General features: G+C 72.7%; 15 protein-coding genes. 8 read left to right on the top strand and 7 right to left on the bottom strand.

All coding sequences use genetic code 11. The features are described 5' to 3' along the window. The 8 genes from P1K89_RS03820 to P1K89_RS03785 all read left to right on the top strand — a co-directional run bounded on the left by P1K89_RS03820 (position 1) and on the right by P1K89_RS03785 (position 10,526). Positions 1 to 1,488 (top strand): sugar ABC transporter ATP-binding protein, encoded by a 1,488-nt coding sequence (locus tag P1K89_RS03820; protein WP_284615034.1) that lies wholly within the window; start codon positions 1 to 3, stop codon positions 1,486 to 1,488. Further along, entirely contained in the window at positions 1,485 to 2,534 is a 1,050-nt protein-coding gene (locus tag P1K89_RS03815) for an ABC transporter permease (protein ID WP_284615033.1), read from the top strand. Before P1K89_RS03820 ends, P1K89_RS03815 begins: the two co-directional genes overlap by 4 nt. 29 nt (positions 2,535 to 2,563) lie before the next feature. Beyond that, the gene (gene yjfF / locus P1K89_RS03810; RefSeq protein WP_284616307.1) at positions 2,564 to 3,574 is read left to right on the top strand and encodes a galactofuranose ABC transporter, permease protein YjfF; all 1,011 of its coding nucleotides are present in this window, start codon (positions 2,564 to 2,566) and stop codon (positions 3,572 to 3,574) included. 7 nt (positions 3,575 to 3,581) lie between these two features. Then, positions 3,582 to 4,595 (top strand): glucokinase, encoded by a 1,014-nt coding sequence (glk, locus tag P1K89_RS03805; protein ID WP_284615032.1) that lies wholly within the window; start codon positions 3,582 to 3,584, stop codon positions 4,593 to 4,595. Positions 4,596 to 4,597: 2 nt separating this feature from the next. Beyond that, complete coding sequence (locus P1K89_RS03800) at positions 4,598 to 5,551, top strand: 2-dehydro-3-deoxygalactonokinase (RefSeq protein WP_284615031.1); 954 nt, start codon at positions 4,598 to 4,600, stop codon at positions 5,549 to 5,551. Continuing rightward, entirely contained in the window at positions 5,548 to 6,165 is a 618-nt protein-coding gene (locus P1K89_RS03795) for a 2-dehydro-3-deoxy-6-phosphogalactonate aldolase (RefSeq protein ID WP_284615030.1), read from the top strand. Before P1K89_RS03800 ends, P1K89_RS03795 begins: the two co-directional genes overlap by 4 nt. A 110-nt stretch (positions 6,166 to 6,275) precedes the next feature. Continuing rightward, positions 6,276 to 7,859, top strand: coding sequence for an ABC transporter substrate-binding protein (locus P1K89_RS03790; RefSeq protein WP_284615029.1), 1,584 nt, complete (start codon positions 6,276 to 6,278; stop codon positions 7,857 to 7,859). 9 nt (positions 7,860 to 7,868) lie between these two features. Next, positions 7,869 to 10,526: an ATP-binding protein gene (locus tag P1K89_RS03785; RefSeq protein WP_284615028.1), complete on the top strand. Its 2,658-nt coding sequence runs from the start codon at positions 7,869 to 7,871 to the stop codon at positions 10,524 to 10,526. A gap of 33 nt (positions 10,527 to 10,559) precedes the next feature. On the opposite strand, the gene P1K89_RS03780 is transcribed toward P1K89_RS03785, so the two are convergent. The 7 genes from P1K89_RS03780 to P1K89_RS03750 all read right to left on the bottom strand — a co-directional run bounded on the left by P1K89_RS03780 (position 10,560) and on the right by P1K89_RS03750 (position 20,796). After that, entirely contained in the window at positions 10,560 to 10,847 is a 288-nt protein-coding gene (locus tag P1K89_RS03780) for a hypothetical protein (protein WP_284615027.1), read from the bottom strand. Between the two features lie 138 nt (positions 10,848 to 10,985). Then, the gene (locus P1K89_RS03775; RefSeq protein ID WP_284615026.1) at positions 10,986 to 11,771 is read right to left on the bottom strand and encodes an alpha/beta hydrolase; all 786 of its coding nucleotides are present in this window, start codon (positions 11,769 to 11,771) and stop codon (positions 10,986 to 10,988) included. 26 nt (positions 11,772 to 11,797) lie between these two features. Then, positions 11,798 to 13,135 carry an MFS transporter gene (locus P1K89_RS03770; RefSeq protein ID WP_284615025.1) on the bottom strand — a complete coding sequence of 446 codons (1,338 nt, stop codon included), beginning with the start codon at positions 13,133 to 13,135 and terminating at the stop codon, positions 11,798 to 11,800. Then, positions 13,132 to 14,946: a glycoside hydrolase family 9 protein gene (locus P1K89_RS03765; RefSeq protein WP_284615024.1), complete on the bottom strand. Its 1,815-nt coding sequence runs from the start codon at positions 14,944 to 14,946 to the stop codon at positions 13,132 to 13,134. The genes P1K89_RS03770 and P1K89_RS03765 overlap by 4 nt, the downstream gene beginning before the upstream one ends. 17 nt (positions 14,947 to 14,963) lie before the next feature. After that, positions 14,964 to 15,767, bottom strand: a complete 804-nt coding sequence (locus P1K89_RS03760; protein ID WP_284615023.1) for a polysaccharide deacetylase family protein — start codon at positions 15,765 to 15,767, stop codon at positions 14,964 to 14,966. Then, the gene (locus P1K89_RS03755) at positions 15,764 to 17,806 is read right to left on the bottom strand and encodes a glycoside hydrolase family 2 protein (protein ID WP_284615022.1); all 2,043 of its coding nucleotides are present in this window, start codon (positions 17,804 to 17,806) and stop codon (positions 15,764 to 15,766) included. Before P1K89_RS03755 ends, P1K89_RS03760 begins: the two co-directional genes overlap by 4 nt. Beyond that, a complete protein-coding gene (locus P1K89_RS03750) occupies positions 17,803 to 20,796 on the bottom strand; it encodes a glycoside hydrolase family 2 TIM barrel-domain containing protein (RefSeq protein ID WP_284615021.1) in 2,994 nt (997 codons plus the stop codon). Before P1K89_RS03750 ends, P1K89_RS03755 begins: the two co-directional genes overlap by 4 nt. Positions 20,797 to 20,824: the final 28 nt, after the last annotated feature.

Raw genomic sequence — 20,824 nt, 5'->3', positions numbered from 1 at the left:
ATGCTGCGGTTGTCCGGGATCAGCAAGCGTTTCGTCGGTGTCCAGGCGCTGCGCGACGTGCAGCTGCACCTGCGCGCGGGGGAGGTGCACGCGCTGATGGGGCAGAACGGCGCTGGCAAGTCCACGCTGATCAAGGTGCTCACCGGCGTGCATCCGGCCGACGGCGGCGAGATCCGGCTGGCGGGCCAGCCGATCCACCCGCGCTCGCCGGCCGAGGCGCAGGCGCTGGGCGTCGCCACCGTCTACCAGGAAGTGAACCTCTGCGGCAACCTCTCGGTGGCCGAGAACATCTTCGCCGGCCGGCTGCCGCGCCGTGCCGGCTTCATCGACCGCGGGCGCATGGCGCGCGAGGCGCAGGCGCTGCTGGGCCGGCTGCACCTGGAAATCGACGTGCGGCAGCCGCTGGGCCGCTTTCCGGTGGCCGTGCAGCAGATGGTGGCCATCGCGCGGGCGCTCGGCCTGCGATCGCGCGTGCTGATCCTCGACGAGCCTTCGTCCAGCCTCGATGTCGACGAGGTGCAGCATCTCTTCGCCGTGCTGCGCGAGCTGCGTTCGCAGGGCCTGGCGATCCTCTTCGTCACGCACTTCCTCGACGAGGTCTATGCGCTGGCCGATCGCATCACCGTGCTGCGCAACGGCGAATTCGTCGGCGAATACACGCCGGCCCGGCTGCCCGCGCCGGCGCTGGTGGCCGCGATGATCGGCCGCGAGCTGGCGGCCGATGCCGCCCGCCAGCCTGCCTCGGTCGTCGCGCCGGATGCCGCGCCGCTGGTCGAGGCGCGCGGCCTCGCGCGCCGCGGCGCATTGCAACCGGCCGACCTGCAACTGCGGCCCGGCGAGGTGCTGGGCCTGGCCGGCCTGCTCGGCTCCGGCCGGACTGAGCTCGCACGCCTGCTCTTCGGCATGGACCGGCCCGACCGCGGCGAGCTGCGCGTCGACGGCCGCGCGGTGCGCCTCGAGCACCCGGCGCAGGCCGTCGCGCTCGGCCTGGCGATGTGCCCGGAGGAGCGCAAGGTCGACGGCATCGTCGCCGAGCTCTCGGTGCGCGAGAACATCGTGCTCGCGCTGCAGGCGCGGCAGGGGCTGTGGAAGGTGCTGTCGCGGCGGCGGCAGCAGGAGATCGCCGAGCGCTACATCCGCGCGCTCGACATCCGCACCGCCGACGCGGACACGCCGATCGGGCAGCTGTCGGGGGGCAACCAGCAGAAGGCGATCCTGGCGCGCTGGCTGGCGACCGAGCCGCGTCTGCTGATCCTCGACGAGCCGACGCGCGGCATCGATGTCGCGGCGAAGCAGGAGATCATGGGCGAGATCGTGCGGCTGGCGCGCGCGGGGCTGTCGGTGCTGTTCATCTCGTCCGAGCTCGACGAGATCGCCCGCCTGGCCGACCGCATCGTCGTGCTGCGCGAGCGGCGCGTCGCCGGCGAGCTGCCCGGCGGCAGCGACGAGGCCACCATCGGCCGGCTGATCACCGGGGCCGCGGCATGATCCTGTTTCGCAAAGTGAGCGGCCACCGGCTGTTCTGGCCGGTGTTCACCCTGTTCGCGCTGCTGGCGCTGAACGCAGCGTTCAATCCCGGCTTCCTGCAGCTGCGCTGGCGCGACGGCCACCTCTACGGCAGCCTGATCGACATCCTCAACCGCGCCGCGCCGCTGGTGCTGGTGTCGCTGGGCATGACGATGGTGATCGCGACGCGCGGCATCGACATCTCGGTGGGCGCGGTGGTGGCGATCAGCGCCGCGATCGCCGCGCTGATGGTCGGCGGCGAGCTCACGATGGTGGACGGCGTGAAGACGGTCGGCAGCCGCTTTCCGATGCCGCTCGCGCTGGCGGCGGCGCTCGGCGTGGCCGCGCTGTGCGGTCTGTGGAACGGCGTGCTGGTGGCAGGCGTCGGCATGCAGCCGATCATTGCGACGCTGATCCTGATGGTGGCCGGGCGCGGCGTCGCGCAGCTGCTCACCGGCGGCCAGATCATCACCGTGTACTACTCACCGTACTTCTACCTCGGCAACGGCTACCTGCTGGGGCTGCCGTTCTCGGTCTTCGTCGCCGGCGCGGTGGTGCTGGCGCTGCACCTCATGCTCACGCGCACCGCGCTCGGCCTGTTCGTGCAGGCGATCGGCATCAATCCGGCGGCCGCCCACATGGCCGGCGTGCGCCAGAAGCGCCTGACCGTCGCCGCCTACGTGTTCTGCGGCCTGTGCGCCGGGATCGCGGGCCTCTTGATCAGCTCCAACGTCAAGAGCGCCGACGGCAACAACGCCGGCCTGCTGATGGAGCTGGACGCGATCCTCGCCGTCACGCTCGGCGGCACGCTGCTGACCGGCGGCCGCTTCAGCCTGGCTGGCACCGTGCTCGGCGCGCTGATCATCCAGACGCTGACCTCGACGATCTACTCGATCGGCGTGCCGCCCGAGGTGAACCTGCTGGTGAAGGCGGCGGTGGTGTTCGTCGTGATGCTGCTGCAGTCGCCGGAGTTCCGCGCGATGCTGCGGCAATGGGCGCTGCGGCCGGCGCCAGGGGGTGCTCGTTGAGCGCCGCCGCCCGGCCGGAGGGGCCGCCGATGGGCATCGAGGCGCCGCAGCCACCGGCGCGACGGGCGCGCGGCCCGCGTCTCGACCCGCGCCATGTCCCGCTCGCGGTCACGATGATGCTCTTCGCCGCGATGGTCGGCTACGGCGGCATCGCCTACGACAGCTTCTTCTCCGCCCAGGTGCTGCTGAACCTGCTGATCGACAACGCCTTCCTGCTGATCGTCGCGATCGGCATGACCTTCGTGATCCTGTCCGGGGGCATCGACCTGTCGGTGGGCGCGGTGATCGCGCTGTCGACGATGCTGCTGGCCTGGCTGGTCGAGCGCCAGGCTTGGCCGCCGGTGGCGGCGATCACGCTGGTGCTGGTGCTCGGCACCGCCTTCGGCGCGCTGCAGGGCTGGCTGGTGCAGCGCTTCCGGCTGCAGCCCTTCATCGTCACGCTGGCCGGCATGTTCCTCGCGCGCGGGCTGTGCTACGTGATCAGCATCGATTCCATCAGCATCGAGCACGCGGGCTTCGTCGCCGTCTCGCAGGCACGCGTGGCGCTGGGCGAAGACGCCTCGGTCAGCGTCGGCGCGCTCGTCGCGCTGGCGCTGCTGGCCGCCGGGCTGTACCTCGCGCATGCCAGTGACTTCGGCCGCGCCGTCTATGCGATAGGCGGCAACGCACACTCGGCGCTGCTGATGGGTCTGCCTGTCGCGCGCACGACGGTGCTGGTGTATACGCTGTCGGGCCTGTGCTCGGCGCTGGCGGGCCTGGTCTTCGCGTCCTACATGCTGTCCGGATACGGCCTTCACGCGATGGGGCTGGAGCTGGACGCCATCGCCGCCGTGGTGATCGGCGGCACGCTGCTGTCCGGCGGCGTCGGCACGCTGGCCGGCACCTTGTTCGGCGTGCTGATCCTCGGCGTGATCCAGACGCTGATCAGCTTCGACGGCAGCCTCAGCTCCTGGTGGACGCGTATCGTGATCGGCGCGCTGCTGTTCGGGTTCTGCGTGCTGCAGCGGCTGTTCGAGCGCCGGCCGGGACCCTCGACCTGAGAACCTCATGACCTCGACCGACACCTTCTCCGGCCACGCGGCCGGTTATCCCCGCCTGGTCGCCGACATCGGCGGCAGCAACGCGCGCTTCGGCTGGATCGACCTGCCCGGCGCCGACGTCGCGCACGTGCGCAAGCTGCCGGTGCCCGGCTACGACAGCCCCGCCGGCGCGGTGCGGGCCTACCTGGCCGAGCTGGCGCCGGTGCTGGGAACGGCCTTCCGCTCGCCGCGGCAGGCGGCGCTGGCCGTGGCGACGCCGGTCGAGGGCGACCAGATCCGCTTCACCAACAGCCACTGGTCCTTTTCGCGCCGCGGCCTTCAGCACGAGCTGGGCCTCGCCGGCCTCCAGGTGCTCAACGACTTCGAGGCCCTGGCGCTGGCACTGCCGCACCTGAAGCCGGCCCAGCTGCGTGCGCACGGCGCGCTGCCGCGGGCCGATGGCGGCGTGCTGGCGGTGGTGGGCCCCGGCACCGGCCTCGGCGTGGCCGGCGTGGTGCGCACGCGCGCCGGCTGGCAGGCGCTGCCGGGCGAGGGCGGCCACAGCACGCTGGCCGCCGGCGACGACTTCGAGGCCGAGGTGCTGCGCGCCGCGCGTGCGCAGCACGGCCACGTGTCGGCCGAGCGGCTGCTGTCGGGCATCGGCCTGCCGACGCTGCACCAGGCGGTCGCCGCGGCGCTGGACCGACCCACCGGGGTGATGTCCGCCGAGCAGGTGGTGGAGCAGGGCGGCGACGGGGCCGATCCGCTGTGCGCACGCACGCTCGACACGTTCTGCGCGCTGCTGGGCAGCTTTGCCGGCAACGTCGCGCTGACGCTGGGCGCACGCGGCGGCGTCTTCATCGGCGGCGGCATCGTGCCGCGCATCGCCGAGCGCTTCTTCGCGTCCGCGTTCCGCGAGCGCTTCGAGGCCAAGGGGCGCATGCGGCCCTACGTCGAGTCGATCCCGACCGCGCTGATCACCGACACGCTGGTCGCGCTCACCGGCTGCGCGGCCGGCATCGAGCCGGTGGCCGGCGAATGAACATGCCGATGCCCCCGCACGCCGAGCCCGGCAGCGCGTTGCGCCGGCCGGACTTCATCGGCATCGACTGGGGCACGAGCAACCGCCGCGCCTGGCTGCTGGATGTGGCGGGCGAGGTGCTCGCCACCTATCGGGACGAGCAGGGCAGCCTGGCCTGTCGTGGCCGCTTCCGAGCGGCGTTAGAGGACTTGTTGTCGCTGTGGCCGCAGGCCCGGCAGGTGCCGGTCGTGATGTCCGGCATGGTCGGCTCGGCACTGGGCTGGCAGGAGGCGCCGTACCTGGACGCCGGCGTGCCGCTGAGTGCGCTGCCGCGCCACCTGGTCGCGGTCGGCGACGCCCCGGCGCGGGCGCGCTGGCGCATCGTGCCCGGCATGTGCTGGCGCGATGCGAGCGGGCGCGCCGACGTGATGCGCGGCGAGGAGACGCAGCTGCTGGGCGCGCTCGCGCTCGCCGCCGGCGACGGCTGGACGGTGCTGCCCGGCACGCACGGCAAATGGGTGCGGCTGCAGGCCGGCGCGGTGAGCGTGCTGCGCACCTACCTGACCGGCGAGCTGTTCGCGTCGCTGCGCGCGCAGGGCACGCTCGCGCCGCTGATGGCCGTTGCCGCCGATGATGCCGGCGAGGCGTTCGACCGCGGCGTGCGCGCGCTGGGCGACGAGGAGATCAGCCACGCGCTCTTCGGCGCGCGGGCCCGCGTGATGGCCGGCGGTGCAACCGCCGCGGGCAGCGCCGAGCACGTCAGCGGTCTGCTGATCGCCGCGGAGTGGCGCGACGCGCTGCGCCGGGGTCTGCCGCGCGAGCAGCCGGTGCGCCTGCTCGGCGAACCGGCGCTGGTCGAGCGCCATGCCCGTTGCGCGCGCCACTTCGGCTGCCGCACCGAGACGCTGGACCCGCAGGCGGCGCAGCACGCCGCATGGCGGGCCTTCCAACGAGCGCTGACGGAGCCCCCGCGATGACCACTGCCAACGCCACCCCGCTGCCGCCGCTGGTGGCCATTCTTCGCGGGCTGCAGCCCGAGCGCGCGGCCGCGGTCGGCCGGGTGCTGTTCGACAGCGGCTTCCGCGGCCTCGAGGTGCCGCTGAACCGCCCGGGCGCGCTGGCGGCGATCGCGACGCTGGCGGCGATGGCGCCGCCCGGTGCGCTGGTGGGGGCCGGCACCGTGCTCGACGCGGCCGACGTCGACGCGGTCGCGCAGGCCGGCGGGCGGCTCATCGTGTCGCCGCACTTCGATGCCGCGGTCGTCACCCGTGCGGTCGAGCGGGGCTTGATCGCCGCGCCCGGCATCTTCACGCCCAGCGAAGCCTTCGCCGCGCTGCGTGCCGGTGCGCAGGTGCTGAAGCTGTTCCCTGCAGAAGCCAGCAGCCCGGCGGCCCTGCGCGCGTTGCTCACCGTGCTGCCGCGGGGCACGCCGGTGTGGCCGGTCGGCGGCATCGAGCCCCGGCATCTGGGCGCGTGGCGGGCGGCCGGCGCCACCGGCTTCGGCATCGGGGGCGCCTTGTTCAAGCCCGAGTTCGAGCTCGACGAGATCGCGGCCCGTTCACGCGCCTTCATGGCCGCCTGGAACGCCTGAGTGCCCGCGGGGCGTCGCCCCGCCGCATCGTCGAGCCACCGGCAGGTCCCGCCTTTCGCCGCGGGGCCGTTGCGCACAGAATGGTGCGTGTCGACGACACGGAGGTGACCATGGTGTACAGGTGGATCGCCGCATTGATCGGGCTGGCCGCGGTCGCGGCACCGAATGCCCTCGTGGCGCAGACCGCCCCGGCGGCGCGGCCCGAGAGCACCACGACGACGGTGGTGCAGCCCGCCGACCTGCCGGTGCCAAGGGTGCTGCCGCCGTGCGCCGCGGGCAAGTGCCCGTTCGCCGGGCAGAAGGTGACGGTGATCGCCACCCGCAGCGCCATCAGCCTGGCCCTGCTCGAGGTCAAGGACGAGTACGAAGCCGCCACCGGCGCCGAGCTCGAGATCGTGCGCCTGCCCGGCGTCGAGCACTACCCGACCATCATTTCGGACATGACGAACAAGGTCGGCAAGTACGACGCGTCGATCGCCGGCGGCTGGTGGATCGGCGACATGGTGGCCGGCGGGCACCTGCTGCCCTACGACCGCTTCTACGACGACCCCCGCTTCCCGAAGTGGAGCGTCGACGACGTGCTGCCGGGCCCGCGCCACCTGCTCAGCTACGGCGGCCGCAAGTACATGGTGGCCTACGACCACGACGGCCAGGTCATGTACTACCGGCGTGACCTCCTCAACGATGCGCGCCACCAGGCGGCGTTCCGCCAGAAGTACGGTTATGCGCTCGGCGTACCGCAGACCTGGGCCCAGTTCCGCGACGCGGTGGCCTACTTCAACGGGCAGGACCTGGACGGCGACGGCGTGCCGGACCACGGCATCGTGCTGGCGCTGAAGCCGGGCAGCCAGGGCATGTTCAACTTCATGACGCTGTCGGCGTCGTTCCTGATCGGCCCCGGCAACCCGCGCCTGTACTGGTTCGACCCGCAGTCGATGAAGCCGCTGGTCGACAGCCCCGGCCATGTGCGCGCGCTGGAGCTGTTCACCGAGCTGGTCAAGAGCGGTCCGCGGGAGATGCTGGGCTGGGACCACGGTCGCGGCTGGGACCACTTCCTCGCCGGGCGCGCCGCCTTCGCGATCACCTGGGGCGACCTCGGGGCGCTGGCGCAGCAGCCCGGCAGCAAGGTCAAGGGCCGCACCGGCGCCGCGCAGGTGCCGGGCACGCAGGAGTACTACGACATCGCACAGGGCCGCTGGGTGCGGACCGAAGGCATCAACCGTGTCGGCAATACCACCGGCGCCTCCTGGGCGGGGGTCATCTCCCGCTACTCGAAGGTGCCGGAGGCCACCTACTTCCTGCTGGCGCTGCTGGCCGCCAAGGACAAGCAGATGGTCTACGGCGCGCGCGGCTCGGACGGCGTCGACCCCGGGCGCAGCTACCAGTTCCTGCCGCCCGAGGGCACCGGCTCGATCGAGCCCTACCTGCGCATGGGCTGGGACGAGGCCGACGTCCGTGACTACCTGCGCGCGTTCCAGCGCACCTTCGCCGACAAGCAGCAGTTCCCCTACCTGCGCATTCCGGGGGCCTACAGCTACTGGCTGGCGCTGGACCTGCACCTGGTCGCCGCGGCGAGCGGCCAGATGAGCGCGGCCAGTGCGCTGCAGGCGGCCGTCGTCGACTTCGAGGAGATCACCATCCGGCTCGGCCGCGAGCGGCAGCGCGAGGCCTATCGCACGTCGCTCGGATTCTGACGACGGCGCATGCGGCGCTGGCTGCAGACCCAGGCGCCGGGCATCGGCACCCGCCTGACCGCCGGCATCGGGGTCCTGGTTTTCTTCACGCTGACGGTGGTGACGCTCGCCTTCGTCGCCGGGCGCGAGGCCACGCGCGACATCGAAGCCAGCGAAGCCGTGCGCGCACCGGCCGCGCTGACCGCAGCGCAGGCGCAGGAGGCGCTGCTGCGCATGCAACTGAACGTGCGCGGTTACCTTGTGCTGTCGGACCCGGCGAACATCGAGCAGTACCACGCCGCGCGCATGACCTTCGAGAGCGGACTGGCCGCGCTGCAGCGCTCGTCCCGCGCCTGGGACGAGGACGACGGCCGGCGCGTGCAGGCGCTGACCGAAAAGTATGCGCTGTGGAAGAAGCTGCCGCCGCAGCTGTTCGATCTGCATGACAACCCGCTGCGCAACCGGCCGGCGCTGCGCCTGTCGCGTGTCGACGTGCAGAGCCAGCGCGTGCGCGTGATGGCCGAGGTCGAGGCGATGATCGCGCTGCAGAAGGCCCGCCCGGCCCGCGAAGCGAATGCCGAGACGATGGCCGCCATGGTCGCGTTCCAGAGCTCGATCGACGCGATGACGACCAACGTGATCGCCTACGGCGCGTCGGGCGACAACGGCTTCCGCCTGAACTACGCGCCGCAACTGGTGGCCAACGCGGCGCTGTGGGACGCGCTGCTGGCGCGGCGCCCCTCGCTGACGCCGGCGCAGCGCGAGCAGCTGGACCGCATCGGCCGGGCGCGCCAGCGGCTCACCGAGTCCGCGCTGGAGGTGCGTGCGATCCTCGAGGGCGATCGTGCGTTCGAAGACCTCTACCTGTACCGAACGCAGGTGGTGCCGCAGTCCGCGGCGCTGCTCGACTTGCTGCGCCAGGTGACGGCGCGGCAGCAGCAGCTGCTGCAGGGCGAGCTGGCCCACGCCCGGAAGAGCCTGGCGCGCGCGCGCACCTGGACCTTGACCGGTGGTGCGCTGGCGCTGGTATTCGGCATCGTGATGGCCTTCCTGCTGCGTCGAAGCATCGTCGAGCCGGTGCGACGCCTGACCGCGGTGGCCGGACGGATCGCGGGCGGCCAGCTCGAAGCGCGCGCGCCGGTGGAGGCCCGCGACGAGATCGGCCGCCTGGCAGAAAGCTTCAACATCATGACCGACCGCCTGGCGGAGACCATCGCGCGGCTGGAAGCGGCCTATGGCGAGGCGAGCCAGGCCAAGGACGCGGCCGAGACGGCCAACCGCGCCAAGAGCGCCTTCCTCGCCACCATGAGCCACGAGCTGCGCACGCCGCTGAACGCGATCCTCGGCTACGCGCAGATGCTGCAGCACGCGCAGGGCCTGCAGGCGCGCGATGCCAAGGGCGTCGACATCATCCGGCGCAGCGGAGAGCACCTGCTGCTGCTGATCAACGACGTGCTCGACCTCGCGCGCATCGAAGCCGGCAAGGTGGACCTGGACGTCCAGGTGACGGACCTGCCCGTGCTGCTGCACACGGTGTGCGACATCGTGCGCGTGGAGGCGCAGCGCAAGGGGCTGGCCTTCACCTACGAGGTCGTCGGTGACCTGCCGCGCACCGTGTACGCCGACGACAAGCGTCTGCGCCAGGTGTTGCTGAACCTGGTCAACAACGCGGTGAAGTTCACCGCGCAGGGCAGCGTGAGCCTGCGCGTCAGCGCGCTCGCTTCGGACGGGCAGCGGACCCGTCTGCGCTTCGAGGTGGTGGACACCGGCATCGGCATCGCCGCGGACCAGCTGGCGCGCCTGTTCCAGCCCTTCGAGCAAGCCAGCGGCGTGCAGCGCCGCTTCGGGGGCGCCGGGCTGGGCCTGGCGATCTGCCGTCAGCTGGTGCAGCTGATGGACAGCGACATCCGCGTCGACAGCCGCGAGGGCGCGGGCAGCCGGTTCTGGTTCGAGCTCGAGTTGCCGCTGGCGACGCCTGCCGCCGCGCCGGACGCGCCGGCCACCGAGGACATCGTGGGTTATGAAGGGCGGCGGCGGTGCGTGCTGATCGTCGACGACCTGCCGGCGAACCGCATGCCGCTGGTGCAGGCGCTGACGCGGCTGGGCTTCGGCACGATGGAGGCGGCGCACGGCGGCGACGCGCTGAGCCAGATCGAGCAGGCGCCGCCGGACCTGGTGCTGATGGACAGCGTGATGCCCGTGATGGACGGGCCGGAGACCGTTCGCCGCCTGCGCAGCGACGAGCACTTCCGCGCGCTGCCGATCATCATGGTGTCGGCCAACGCCTCCGAGGCCGACCGCGAGGCGAGCCTGCAGGTCGGGGCCGATGCCTTCATCGCCAAGCCGGTCGACTTCGCGCGGCTGCTGGGCGAGATCGCGCGCCTGCTCGGTGTGCGCTGGGTCCGCCGCGGCGCGGTCGCCGAGGCCGGGCCGCCACCCGCGCCGCTGGTGCCACCGCCGCCCGAGGAGCTCGAGGTGCTGGTCCGGCTGGCCCGCATCGGCAACATGCGCAGCATCCGCGAGCGGGCCGAGCAGCTCGGTGCGCTCGACAAACGCTTCCAGCCGCTGGCCGAGCGGCTGTGCACGCTGGCCGAGGGTTACGAATCGGCGGCCATCACCGAGCTGCTCGCGGCGATGCAGCAGCAGGGGCGCCTGGCGGACGCCGCCAAGCCGGCGGTGGCGTCCTGACGGATCGCGCCGCCGGCGGGCCGGGCGGCGGCGCTACTGCGGGGTGTCGGTCTCCAGGCCGGCGGCGAGCCTGTCGGTGACGGCGGCGATGTCGCTGGCGATGTCGGTGAGGGCCACCAGGGCCTCCGCCAGCAGGGCACCGGCCGGGCGCAGCAGCGGGTCCGCGTGCATCTGCGCCAGCGCCGGTCGAAGGTCGTCGCACAAGCTCTGCAAGCGCTCGCCCTGGACAGCGACGACCGCCAGCCCAGCCGCCATCTGCTGAACCGCCCGCTCAGGACGCACACGCCCGGTCGGGCGGGTCGAGTCGATTGGACCATCCATCAGTTCTCTCCAGTCGGTACCGCCTTGACATATGATCGCTCAGATCAGAACTGATCGTGATCCGGAATTGTGAGATTTCCGGCCGATCCGGTGCGCGGTGGCGCCCGTCAGGGGCCACGAGGCGGCATCAGCAGGCGCTCACTGTCGATCCAGCCAGGCGCGGTAGGCATCGAACCAGTGGTCGCTGGTGGCACCTTGCTTGCGCAGGCCGAAGCCGTGGCCACCGCGTTCGTACAGGTGCAGTTCGGCACGCTGGCCGGCGCGGCGCCAGTCGTCGAGGATGGCCAGCTGCCCGCTGTCGAACAGCGGGTCGTCGGCAGCCTGGGCCAGGAACAGCGGCGGCACCGGCGCGCGCGGCACGGTGGCGGCGAATCCGCCGTAGACCAGTGCCAGGCTGTCGGGCATCTCCTCGGCCGTGGCCTGCGCCACCAGCGCGCGGCCGCAGCGCGCGCCGGCCGAGAAGCCCAGCAGGCCGAGCCGCGCGGGATCGAAGCCGAAGCTCGCGGCGTGCGCGCGCAGCCAGCGCATCGCCGTGCGGGTGTCGTCCAGCGCCGGGCCATGCAGCGCGAGGTCGCCGTCGGCCTGGATGCGTTCTGCCAAGTCCTGCCAGGCTCGCGGCAATCCCTGCTCGAAGCTGCGGTCGTCGTCGGTCGTGGGCCGGGTGCGGTAGACGAGCACGAAAGCGGTGTAGCCCGCCTTGGCCAGGCGCCGGGCGACTGGCAGACCTTCGTTCTCGACGGCGACGAAGAGAAAGCCGCCGCCCGGCACGACCAGCACCGCGCGGCCGTTGCCGCGGCCCGGCGCCGGCTCGACGGGCAGCAGCGCCGCGGCGCCGACGTTGCGCAGCACGCGTTCGTGTTCCAGCCGCGTGACCTGCCACCCGCACGCTTCGGGTGTTATCGAGATTGCGCCCGGCAGGTCCATCGACAGCGGGCCGGGACGACCGCGACTCAGGAGCGCGCCGGCGCGTCCGGCTCGGCCGCATGCGGGAACGGAGCCAGCCACGCCAGGATCACCGGCGGCACCGAGAACAGCAGCACCAGGCCGAAGAAGCTCGCGTAGTCATGCCCGACCGCGTTCCACACCCAGCCGCTGACGGTGCCGGTGGACCACTTGGTCAGCGCCATCACGCCGGTGGCCATCGCGTAGTGCGCCATGCGGAAGGGGCCCGGCGCCACCTGCTGCATCATGTACAGCATGTGGCCCACCGAGCCCATGCCGAAGCCGAACTTCTCGGCCGCGACGATGGCGCCGATCCACAGCGGGTCCTGCGGCAGTGCCGTGGACAGGTAGAAGTAGGTCAGGTGCGGCACGTTCAGCACCAGCGCCAGCACGAAGAACGAGCGCGGCAGCGTGCGCCGGGCCACCAGGAAGCCGCCGAGGAACGCGCCGGCGATGAAGGCGATCGTGCCCACCGTGCCGTTGATGTGGCCGAGCGCCGCGTTGTCCAGGCCCAGCCCGCCGGCCGCGCGCGGGTCGAGCAGGAACAGCGGCCCGAACTTCTCGATGAAGCCTTCGCCGAAGCGGTAGAAGAAGATGACCGCCAGCATCATCCAGATCTGCGGCTTGGCAAAGAAGCTGACCCAGGCCTCGCGCATCGCGGCGAAGCTGCCCGCGCCCGCGCCCGCGCCGCTGGCCATCGCGGGCGGCCCGCCTGGCGGCAGCACGCGCAGGTGCCACAGGCCGAACAGCGCCATCGTGGCCGCGGCCATGCACACCACGATCATCCAGCACTGCACCCAGGGCAGTCCCTGCCGCTCGTGCAGCCAGCCGGTCAACGAGACCAGCAGCCCCGAGCCGATCACCGCGCCCAGGTTCCAGCACATGCCCTGCAGGCCGGAGTAACGCGCCTGGTCCTTCAGCGAGACGGTGCTCATGAACACGCCGTCGGCGCAGGTGTCCTGCGTGGCGCTGGCGAAGCCGGTGATCCAGAAGAACGCCAGCGACAGCTTGAAGAAGCCTTCCAGCGGCAGGCAGAAGGCCACCAGGCCCAGCGAGGCGGCCATCAGGAACTGCATGCTGATGACCCACCAGCGCTTGGTGCGATGGGCTTCGAGCAGCGGCGCCCACAGCGGCTTGAGCACCCACGGCAGGTACATCTGCGAGGTGTAGAGCGCGATGTCCTCGTTCGAGACGCCGAGGTTCTTGTAGATGATCGCGGCGACCACGCCGACCATCACGTTGGGCAGGCCCATCGCCAGGTACAGCGTGGGCACCCAGGCGAGCGGGTGGCGCCGGCGGGCTGTCTCGGGCGCCACGGCGCGGGCGGTGTCGGCGAGCGTGTTCATGGTCGGGCTCCGGGTGTGAGCACCTGCAGCGCCGCGCTGACGTAGACCAGCGGCGCGTTCCAGTTGATCGCCACCTCGTTCGTCGTGTAGCTGCAGAAGCGGTCGAGCCAGGCCTTGGCCGCGGCTTTCGAGGGATAGGCGAGCGGCCTGCAGTCGTCCGAGGTCTCGTGGCGAGGGCCGCCGACGATGAAGCCCGGCACCGGATCGGTCACGCCGTCGGCGCCGGAGGGGCGGTGGTGCGGCTCGCGCGGCGCGCGTTCGCCGAAGCCGGTGACCATCGAGTAGCCGGTGGGATGGCGGCCGAGCACGAAGTCGAGCGCGGCCTGCGCGGCATCGAGCTGGCGGCGGTCCCCGTTCAGGCGATAACCCTGGACCAGCATCAACGCCTGATTCAGCGCCACCGCGTTGCTGCCCCAGTAGAAATCGTCGCGCTGCATCGCGACGCGGTAGGGCGAGGCCTGCCACTGCGCGGCGAGCTTGCCGGCCTGCGCGGTGATCTGGCGCGCGATCTCGGCGCGGTCGGCCGCGGGCGTCAGGCGCTCGCGGTGGTGCGCCAGCGTGATCCAGGCCAGGCTGCCGACGTCGCCCCAGCCGGGCACGCCGGCCGGCTGGGCCCGGGCCTTCAGCGCGGCGAGGTAGGCGTCGTCGCGCGTCGTCACGTACAGCTCGGCCGCGGCCCAGGCGAACTCGTCGCCGAGCTTGCTGTCGTCGTAGCCGCCGGTGTGGATGTCGGCGGGCTGCTGGTAGACCACCGCCGGGTGCGCATGCGCCCAGCCCCAGGCCGCCTTCGCCGCGGCCAGCAGGCGCGCCGACAGGCCGGGGCGTTGCGCCTCGAAGGCCGCGAAGACCCGGCTGGCCTGTGCGGCCACGGCCGCGAAGTCCAGCGTCGCGGCCGTCGTCTTCATCACGACGTAACGCTCGTTCCTCGCCTGGTGCGGCATCACCACGCCGTCGAAGCCCTTGTCGGTGAGCTTGTGGTAGACGCCGCCGTCGGCGGGGTCCTGCATCGCCAGCATCCACTCGAGGTTCCACAGCACCTCGTCGAGCAGGTCGGGCAGCGCATCGCCGCTCTCGGGGATGTCCAGGCGCTGACGTTCGAAGTGAGCGGGGAAGTGTTCCCAGGCGGCGAGCAGCGTGTACATCGTGATGCCGGAATTGACGATGTACTTGTTGTAGTCGCCGGCGTCGTACCAGCCCTTGGGCGCGCTGATCACCGTGCCGGCGGGCCGGACCGGTCCGGCGGCCGAGGCATGCACCAGCACGCGGGTGTCGGGGTGGCCGGCCGGCCGGGCCCAGGGGCCGGCGTGTTCGGGCTTCAGCTCGATGCCGGCGCGGTTGAAGAAGAAGGCCCGCAGCGCGGCCGCGTTCACCCGCTCGTAGGCCCGCGCGTCGATCACGAAGCGCGCCGACTCGGGCAGGCCCTCGACGCGCAGGCGGTACTCGCCGGCGATGCGGAAGCCGGAGAAGTCGGCCAGTCGCAGCGCTTCCTGCGCGGGCTCCCAATGCGCGGCGGCGGCGAGCGGACCGCGGAAGACCTCGCGCCCGGAGGCGGCATCGATCAGCGCGAACTCGGCCGGTACGACGGTCGGCACGGCGGCCGGCACGACGGCCCATTTCGCCGCGCCCGGCAGGAAGCCGACCTGGTTGACCTGGATGGCGGGCGTGGCCGCGCCGGGCGCCGAGCCGGGCGTCGTGGCGGCCGGCGAGGACGAGGTGCCCGGTGCCTGGGCGCAGGCCTGCAGCACGAAGACGAGGGCCAACGCGGCGGCGTGGCGGACAGGGGTGTTCAGCACGGGGATCGACATGGGCATGAAGACGAGGGGGCGCATCAGCGCGGCGACCACTGCAGGTGCACGACGCGCCAGCCGTCGTCCTTCAGGCGGCGCAGCAGCAGGGGCATCGCGGCGGCGGTCTGGTCCATCGCGTCGTGCAGCAGCACGATGCCACCGCCGCGCTCGCGCAGGCGGGCGATCAGGCGGTCGGCGAGCACCGCGGGCGACTGCCCCGGCTGCCAGTCTTCGATGCCGACGTCGGTGGACAGGACCGTGATGCGTTCTTCGCGAAGCCTCTCGCGCAGGGCGTCGGACTCGTGAAGGTACGGGTAGCGCCAGGCCGGCGGGTCGCCGCCCAGCACGCTGCGGTGGGCTTGCTGCATCGCCTGCAGGTCGGCCCGCTGGTCCGGCGGCGACAGGCTGGGCAGGCTCTGGTGGCGAAAGCTGTGCATCGCCACCGTGTGGCCCTCGGCCTGGATGCGACGCGCGAGCTCGGGGTGGCGCAGCAGCGGCTCGCCGATCAGGAAGAAGGTGGCGCGCACGCACTCGGCCTTCAGCGCCTGCAGCACCTGCGGCGTGGCCTCGGGCCGCGGGCCGTCGTCGAAGGTGAGCACCACCTCGCGCGGGCCCAGCGGCAGCGGGCCGTGCTGGACACGGCCGTAGGCCGCGCCCTCGCGCGGCAGCACCAGCGTGCGGTGGGTGCCGAGCGCCGTGGCGTCGCAGCCCGTCGCGGCGGGCGGCGGCAACGCGAGCGGCCCGGCGCAGCCGGCGAGCGCCAGCAGCGTGGCCATCGCCAGCGTCGATGCCAGCGGCCTGCGCGACCGAGGCGCCGGCATGCGGGTGGCGTGGCCGGCCGTCATGGCGTGACCTCCCACGCGACGCTGTCGCCGGCGCCGTGGTCGCCGCGCACGACGATCTGCTGCCGACCCGGCGCCAGCACCACGCCGGGCCAGGTGGCGATGCGGTCGATCACGTCCGCGCTGCCGACCACGCGGCCGCTCACTTCCAGCGTCAGGCGGCGGGCATTGCTGTAGGCCTTCAGCGTCACGCTGCCCGCCGGGCGCGGGCTCAGGCGGCGGCTGGCGATGTGCACCATCGGCTCTTTCGACCAATGCGCCTGGTAGAGAAAGTACGCGTCCTTGCGGTAGCGCCGGTCGTAGGTGACGAGGCCCTTGTCGTTGATGCCGGTGGCGTCGCCCTCGTGGCGTCCGGCCGAGGCATGGTCGAAGCCCAGCCAGACGAAGCGGCCCCAGAAGAAGGGCCGGCGCGAGATCTCGGCCGCGTAGGTCTCGTGGAACAGCGCCTGGTACTGCTCGGGGTGCCAGCGGCCGCCGGGCTCGGGGCGCTGCGGCGGGTCCTGCTGCTGCAGCACGCTGGCGCCGGCGCCGTATTCGCCCAGGCCGATCGGCCTGGCCGGCAGCTTCGCGTGCAGGCGGTCGGCCCACGGGCCGATGTCGGCGAACTGCCCGTCGTACCAGCCCCAGTAGCGGTTGTACGACGCGAGGTCGGTCTGCAGCGCCATCGGGTGGTCGTCGGGCGCGCAGCAGTGGGCGTAGCTGGTCAGGCGCGACGGGTCTTCCTGCTTGGCCAGCGCATGCAGCTCGCCCAGCAGCCTCGTGATCGGCTCGTCGGCACGGTAGACCTCGTTGCCGACGCCCCAGACCGCCACCGACGCATGGTGGCGGTTCTGCCGCACCAGCTCGCGCAGCTGCTGGTGCAGGTTGTCGCGGAAGGCCGGCGTCTGCTGCATCGCCGCGTTCAACGGGATCTCGGTCCACAGCACCAGGCCCAGCTCGTCGGCACGCTCGTAGGCGCGCGGCGGGTGCTGGTAGTGCACCAGGCGCAGGGCGGTGAGGCCCAAGTCCTTCAGGATGCGCAGGTCCTCGTCGACCTCCGCATCGCCCACCGCCACGCCGCGGCCGGGCCGGCCGGCGTGGAAGTAGTTGACGCCGTGGAGCGGGTAGGGCCGGCCGTTGAGCAGGAAGCCGCGCTGCGGATCGACATCGAAGCGGCGCAGGCCGAGCGGCAGCTGCACGCTGTCGCCCACGCGCCTGCCATCCAGCAGCTCGACCTGCAGGCGATAAAGGTGCGGGTCGTGCACGCCCTGCCACAGGCGCGGCTTGGGCACGTGCAGCAGCACGCTGGCGCGCTGCGCGGCGGTGGCGGCCAGCTGCACCGGCTGGCGATGGCGCAGCACCACCTGGCCCTCGCCATCACGCAAGGTGAGCAGCAGCTCGCGTTCGGCCGCGGCACCGTGGTTGCGCAGGTCGACCTGCACGCTCAGCCGGGCCGCGGCGGCGACCAGCGCTTCGGTGTCCACCTTGACGCCCGGGCTGCCGTGGTCCAGCAGCTCGATGTGCGCGCTGTCGGTCTCGACCAGGCGCACCGGCCGCACCAGGCCGCCGAAGACGGTGAAGTCGCCGCCCAGCGGCGCGACGTGCGGCAGGGGGCTGTTGTCGACCCGCACGGCGAGCACGTTGCGCCCGGCCTTCAGCAGCGGCGTGATGTCGAAGCGGAAGCGGGCGTAGCCGCCTTCATGCCGGCCGGCGAGGCGGCCGTTGACCCACACGTCGGCGGCCAGCGTCGCGCCGTCGAACTCCAGGAACTGGCGCCGGCCGGGCGTGGCGCCGGCGGGCCGGTCGATGATCCGGCGGTACCAGCCGGCGCCGCGATGGTAGGCGCCGCCCACCTCGCCGTCCGGCGCGTTCCAGGTGTGCGGCAGCGTCACGCGCTGCCAGGCGGTGTCGTCGAACGCCGGCTCGGCCGCGCCGGCTGAATCTGCGCGCTGGAAGCGCCAGGGGCCGTCCAGCAGCGTGGTGGTGCGCATCGCGGACGCCGCGCCAGCTGCCAGCAGGCCGGCGACGAGCAGTGCCGCGCGCACGAGAGGCAGCCCCCTCATGGCGTCCCGGCCTCGGCGAATACGCGGCCGGTCAGGCCCGAGGGCTGGCCCGGCTGCGCGCGCACCAGCACCGTCAGCGTGCGCCAGCCCGAGCCGGCGACGAGGGGCACTGTCAGCGGGCTCGCCTCGAAGGTGGTCTTCTCGCCGAGCTTCACGCCATCGGCCCACACTTCGGCCTGGCCGACGATCTCGCGGAACACCAGGCGGCCGCGGCCGTCGTTGCGGTCGGCGCGCAGCTTGAGGTTGGCACGGTAGGCGCGCCAGGACGCGGGCTCCGGCGTCTGCCGGATCGGCGGCGTGCCCCAGCCCCAGCTGTTCATGTCGTTGCCCGCCAGCACCTGGTTCGGGTCGGGCCGCTCGGCCTGCGGCGGCGAGATGCGCCAGCCGTCGACCCGCGTGACCGCCTCGGCCACCGGCACCGCGGCGACCGGCGCCACCGGCTGCACCGGCAGCGCGAGCTCGGCGCCTTGCAGCCCCGGCGCGCTGGCGCGCAAAGTGAGCGTGCCCTGGCTGTTGCGCCGGCTCTGCAGGATCACCTGCGCCAGGCCGTTGAACAGCGAGCGTTCAGGCGCCTTGGACGACTCGTGCGAGTTCGGGTCGCCATTGCCGACGCCGATGAGCCGGCCCGCGCCCGCCACGTCGAAGCGCACCGGCAAGTTCGCAGTCGGCACGGCGCGGCCCTGCGCATCGACGGCGCTGACCATCACGGCGATGGCGTCGCGCCCGTCGCCGGCCAGCACGGCCCGGCCGTCGGTGCCGGGCATCGCGCGGTCCGACATCGCGCGGTCGGGGGTCAGCACCAGACGCACCGGCGCGCCGGTGGTCTCCACGACGTCACGGCCGAGCTCGCGGCCCGCCTGGGCGCCGGCGCCCAGCGCCACCGCCTCGAGCCGGCCGGGCGCGTAGGGCACCTGGAAGCTGACCATGTCGATCGGGTCCACGTCCTGCTCGCCGACCACGCTACCGTTCAGCAGCAGCCGCACCCGCGGCGCGTTGCTGGCCACCATCACCTTCACCGGCTGGCCTTCGCGGCCGGCCCAGTTCCAGTGCGGCAGCACTTTCACCACGGTTCGGCCCGAGTCAGCGAAGGGCCGTTCCCGGGACGACTCACCCCCCTTGCCGGGCGACGGCGGGTGTTTGCCGCCGTCCGGGGGCGGTTTCACCCAGTGCGCCTGGCGGATGTGGAACGCCGCCTTGGGCGCCCCGGTGAGGTCGATCGCGCCGAAGAAGGTGCTGGCGCTCGGCCACTCGAAGGGCGTCGGCTCGCCGTGGTAGTCGATGCCGCTCCAGACGAAGGCGCCGGCGAGGAATGGCCGGCTCGCGATCTGCTTCCACGATTCGCGGTGCGTCGCGCCCCACGACGAGGGCTCCTCGTCGTAGCCCGCCAGCACCTGGGCGGGCTGGTCGCTGGCCCAGGCGCCGCGCGTCATGAAGGCCGAGGTGTCCTCGCTGCTCAGCAGCGGCCGGCCGGGGTGCTCGCGGTGGTAGCGGTCGTAGGCCCAGGTCTGGTAGTTGATGCCGACCACGTCCAGCGCCTGGGCGGCGTTGCGCTCGGCGAAGAGGCCGTCGTGCATGCCGGCGGTCACGGGGCGCGTCGGGTCCAGGCGCTTGATCGTCGCGACCATGCGCCGCGCCATCTCCAGGCCCTGCTCGGTGCTCTGCAGCGGCTCCTCGTTGAAGATCGACCACAGGATGACGCTCGGGCGGTTGCGGTCGCGCCGCACCAGCCATTCCAGCTGGGCCGTGACCTCCGCGCTGGCGCTGAAGTTGCGGTTCTCGTTCATCACCAGCAGGCCCAGGCGGTCGGTGAGGTCCATCACCTCGGGCGCCACCGCGTTGTGCGCGAAGCGGACCGCGTTGACGCCCATCTGCTTCAGCCGCCGCAGCCGGAACTCCCAGATCGCCGCGGGCACGGCCACGCCGACGCCGGCGTGGTCCTGGTGGATGCAGACGCCGTGCAGCTTCAGCGGCTGGCCGTTGAGGAAGAAGCCGCGCTCGGCGTCGAAGCGGATCGTGCGGAAACCGGTGTGCAGCTCGGCGCGGTCCAGCTCGCGGGGGCCGGCCGCGGCGCCGCGCAGTGCCGCCTCGACCTTGTACAGGCGCGGATCGTTCACCGACCACATCTGCGGCCGCGGCACCGCCAGGTCCAGCGTCGCCGTCTGCGTGGCCAGCGCGGCCACGCGCACGCGTCGGCTGCCGCGGGCCACGGGGGTGCCGTCAGGGTCGATCAGGCGCACCTTCAGCACCGCGTCGCGCGGGCCGCGGTCGGCACTGCGCACGTCCACCGCCACCGGCACGGTCCAGCGGCCGTTCTTCTGCACCGGGTTGGCGTGCACGCCGTCGGTGGCGATGTGCAGGGAGTCCCGCTTGACCAGCCAGGCGTGGCGGTAGATGCCGGCGCCTTCGTACCACCAGCCTTCCTGCGCCTGCGCGTCGACGCGCACGGCGATGCTGTTGACGTCCTCGCCATAACGCACGAAAGGCGTGACATCGATGCTGCGGCCGTTGTAGCCGGAGAAGTTGCGGTCGACGACGATGCCGTTGACCCACACCGTGCTGTGCGTGGCGATGCCGTCGAACTGCAGCTCGATGTGGCGGCCGCGGTCCGCTTCGGGCAGCTGGAAGTAGCGCCGGTACCAGCCGAAGCCGCGCGCACGGTAGCCCTGCGAGGCGTTCTCGTTGCGGTCGAGCGGGTTCTCGATGGCCCAGTCGTGCGGCAGGTCCAGCCTGCGCCAGCCGGAGTCGTCGAAGTCGGGCGCGCCGGCGCCCACGGCGCCGCCGGCCTTCGCCTGGTGGTAACTGGCGCCGTGGCCCTTGACCGGCTGCGCGGGCACGTCGCCGCGGTGGAACAGCCAGCCGGCGTCGAGCGACAGGCGCTCCCGCCCGGCGGCCCCGGCCGCCCCGGCGGGCCCGGCCGCCGCCAGCAGCAGCACGGCAATGCCGAGCAGCGCCCCGAAGGTCGACAGGACTTGCAGCGCACGCCACGGCATGGGCGCGCGCGCGCAGGGAGCCGGCCGC

The sequence above is a fragment of the Aquabacterium humicola genome (genome assembly GCF_030167915.1).
In the GTDB taxonomy this organism is placed as follows: Bacteria; Pseudomonadota; Gammaproteobacteria; order Burkholderiales; family Burkholderiaceae_C; genus Pseudaquabacterium; species Pseudaquabacterium humicola.
This window is presented reverse-complemented; position numbering and strand designations above follow the sequence as displayed.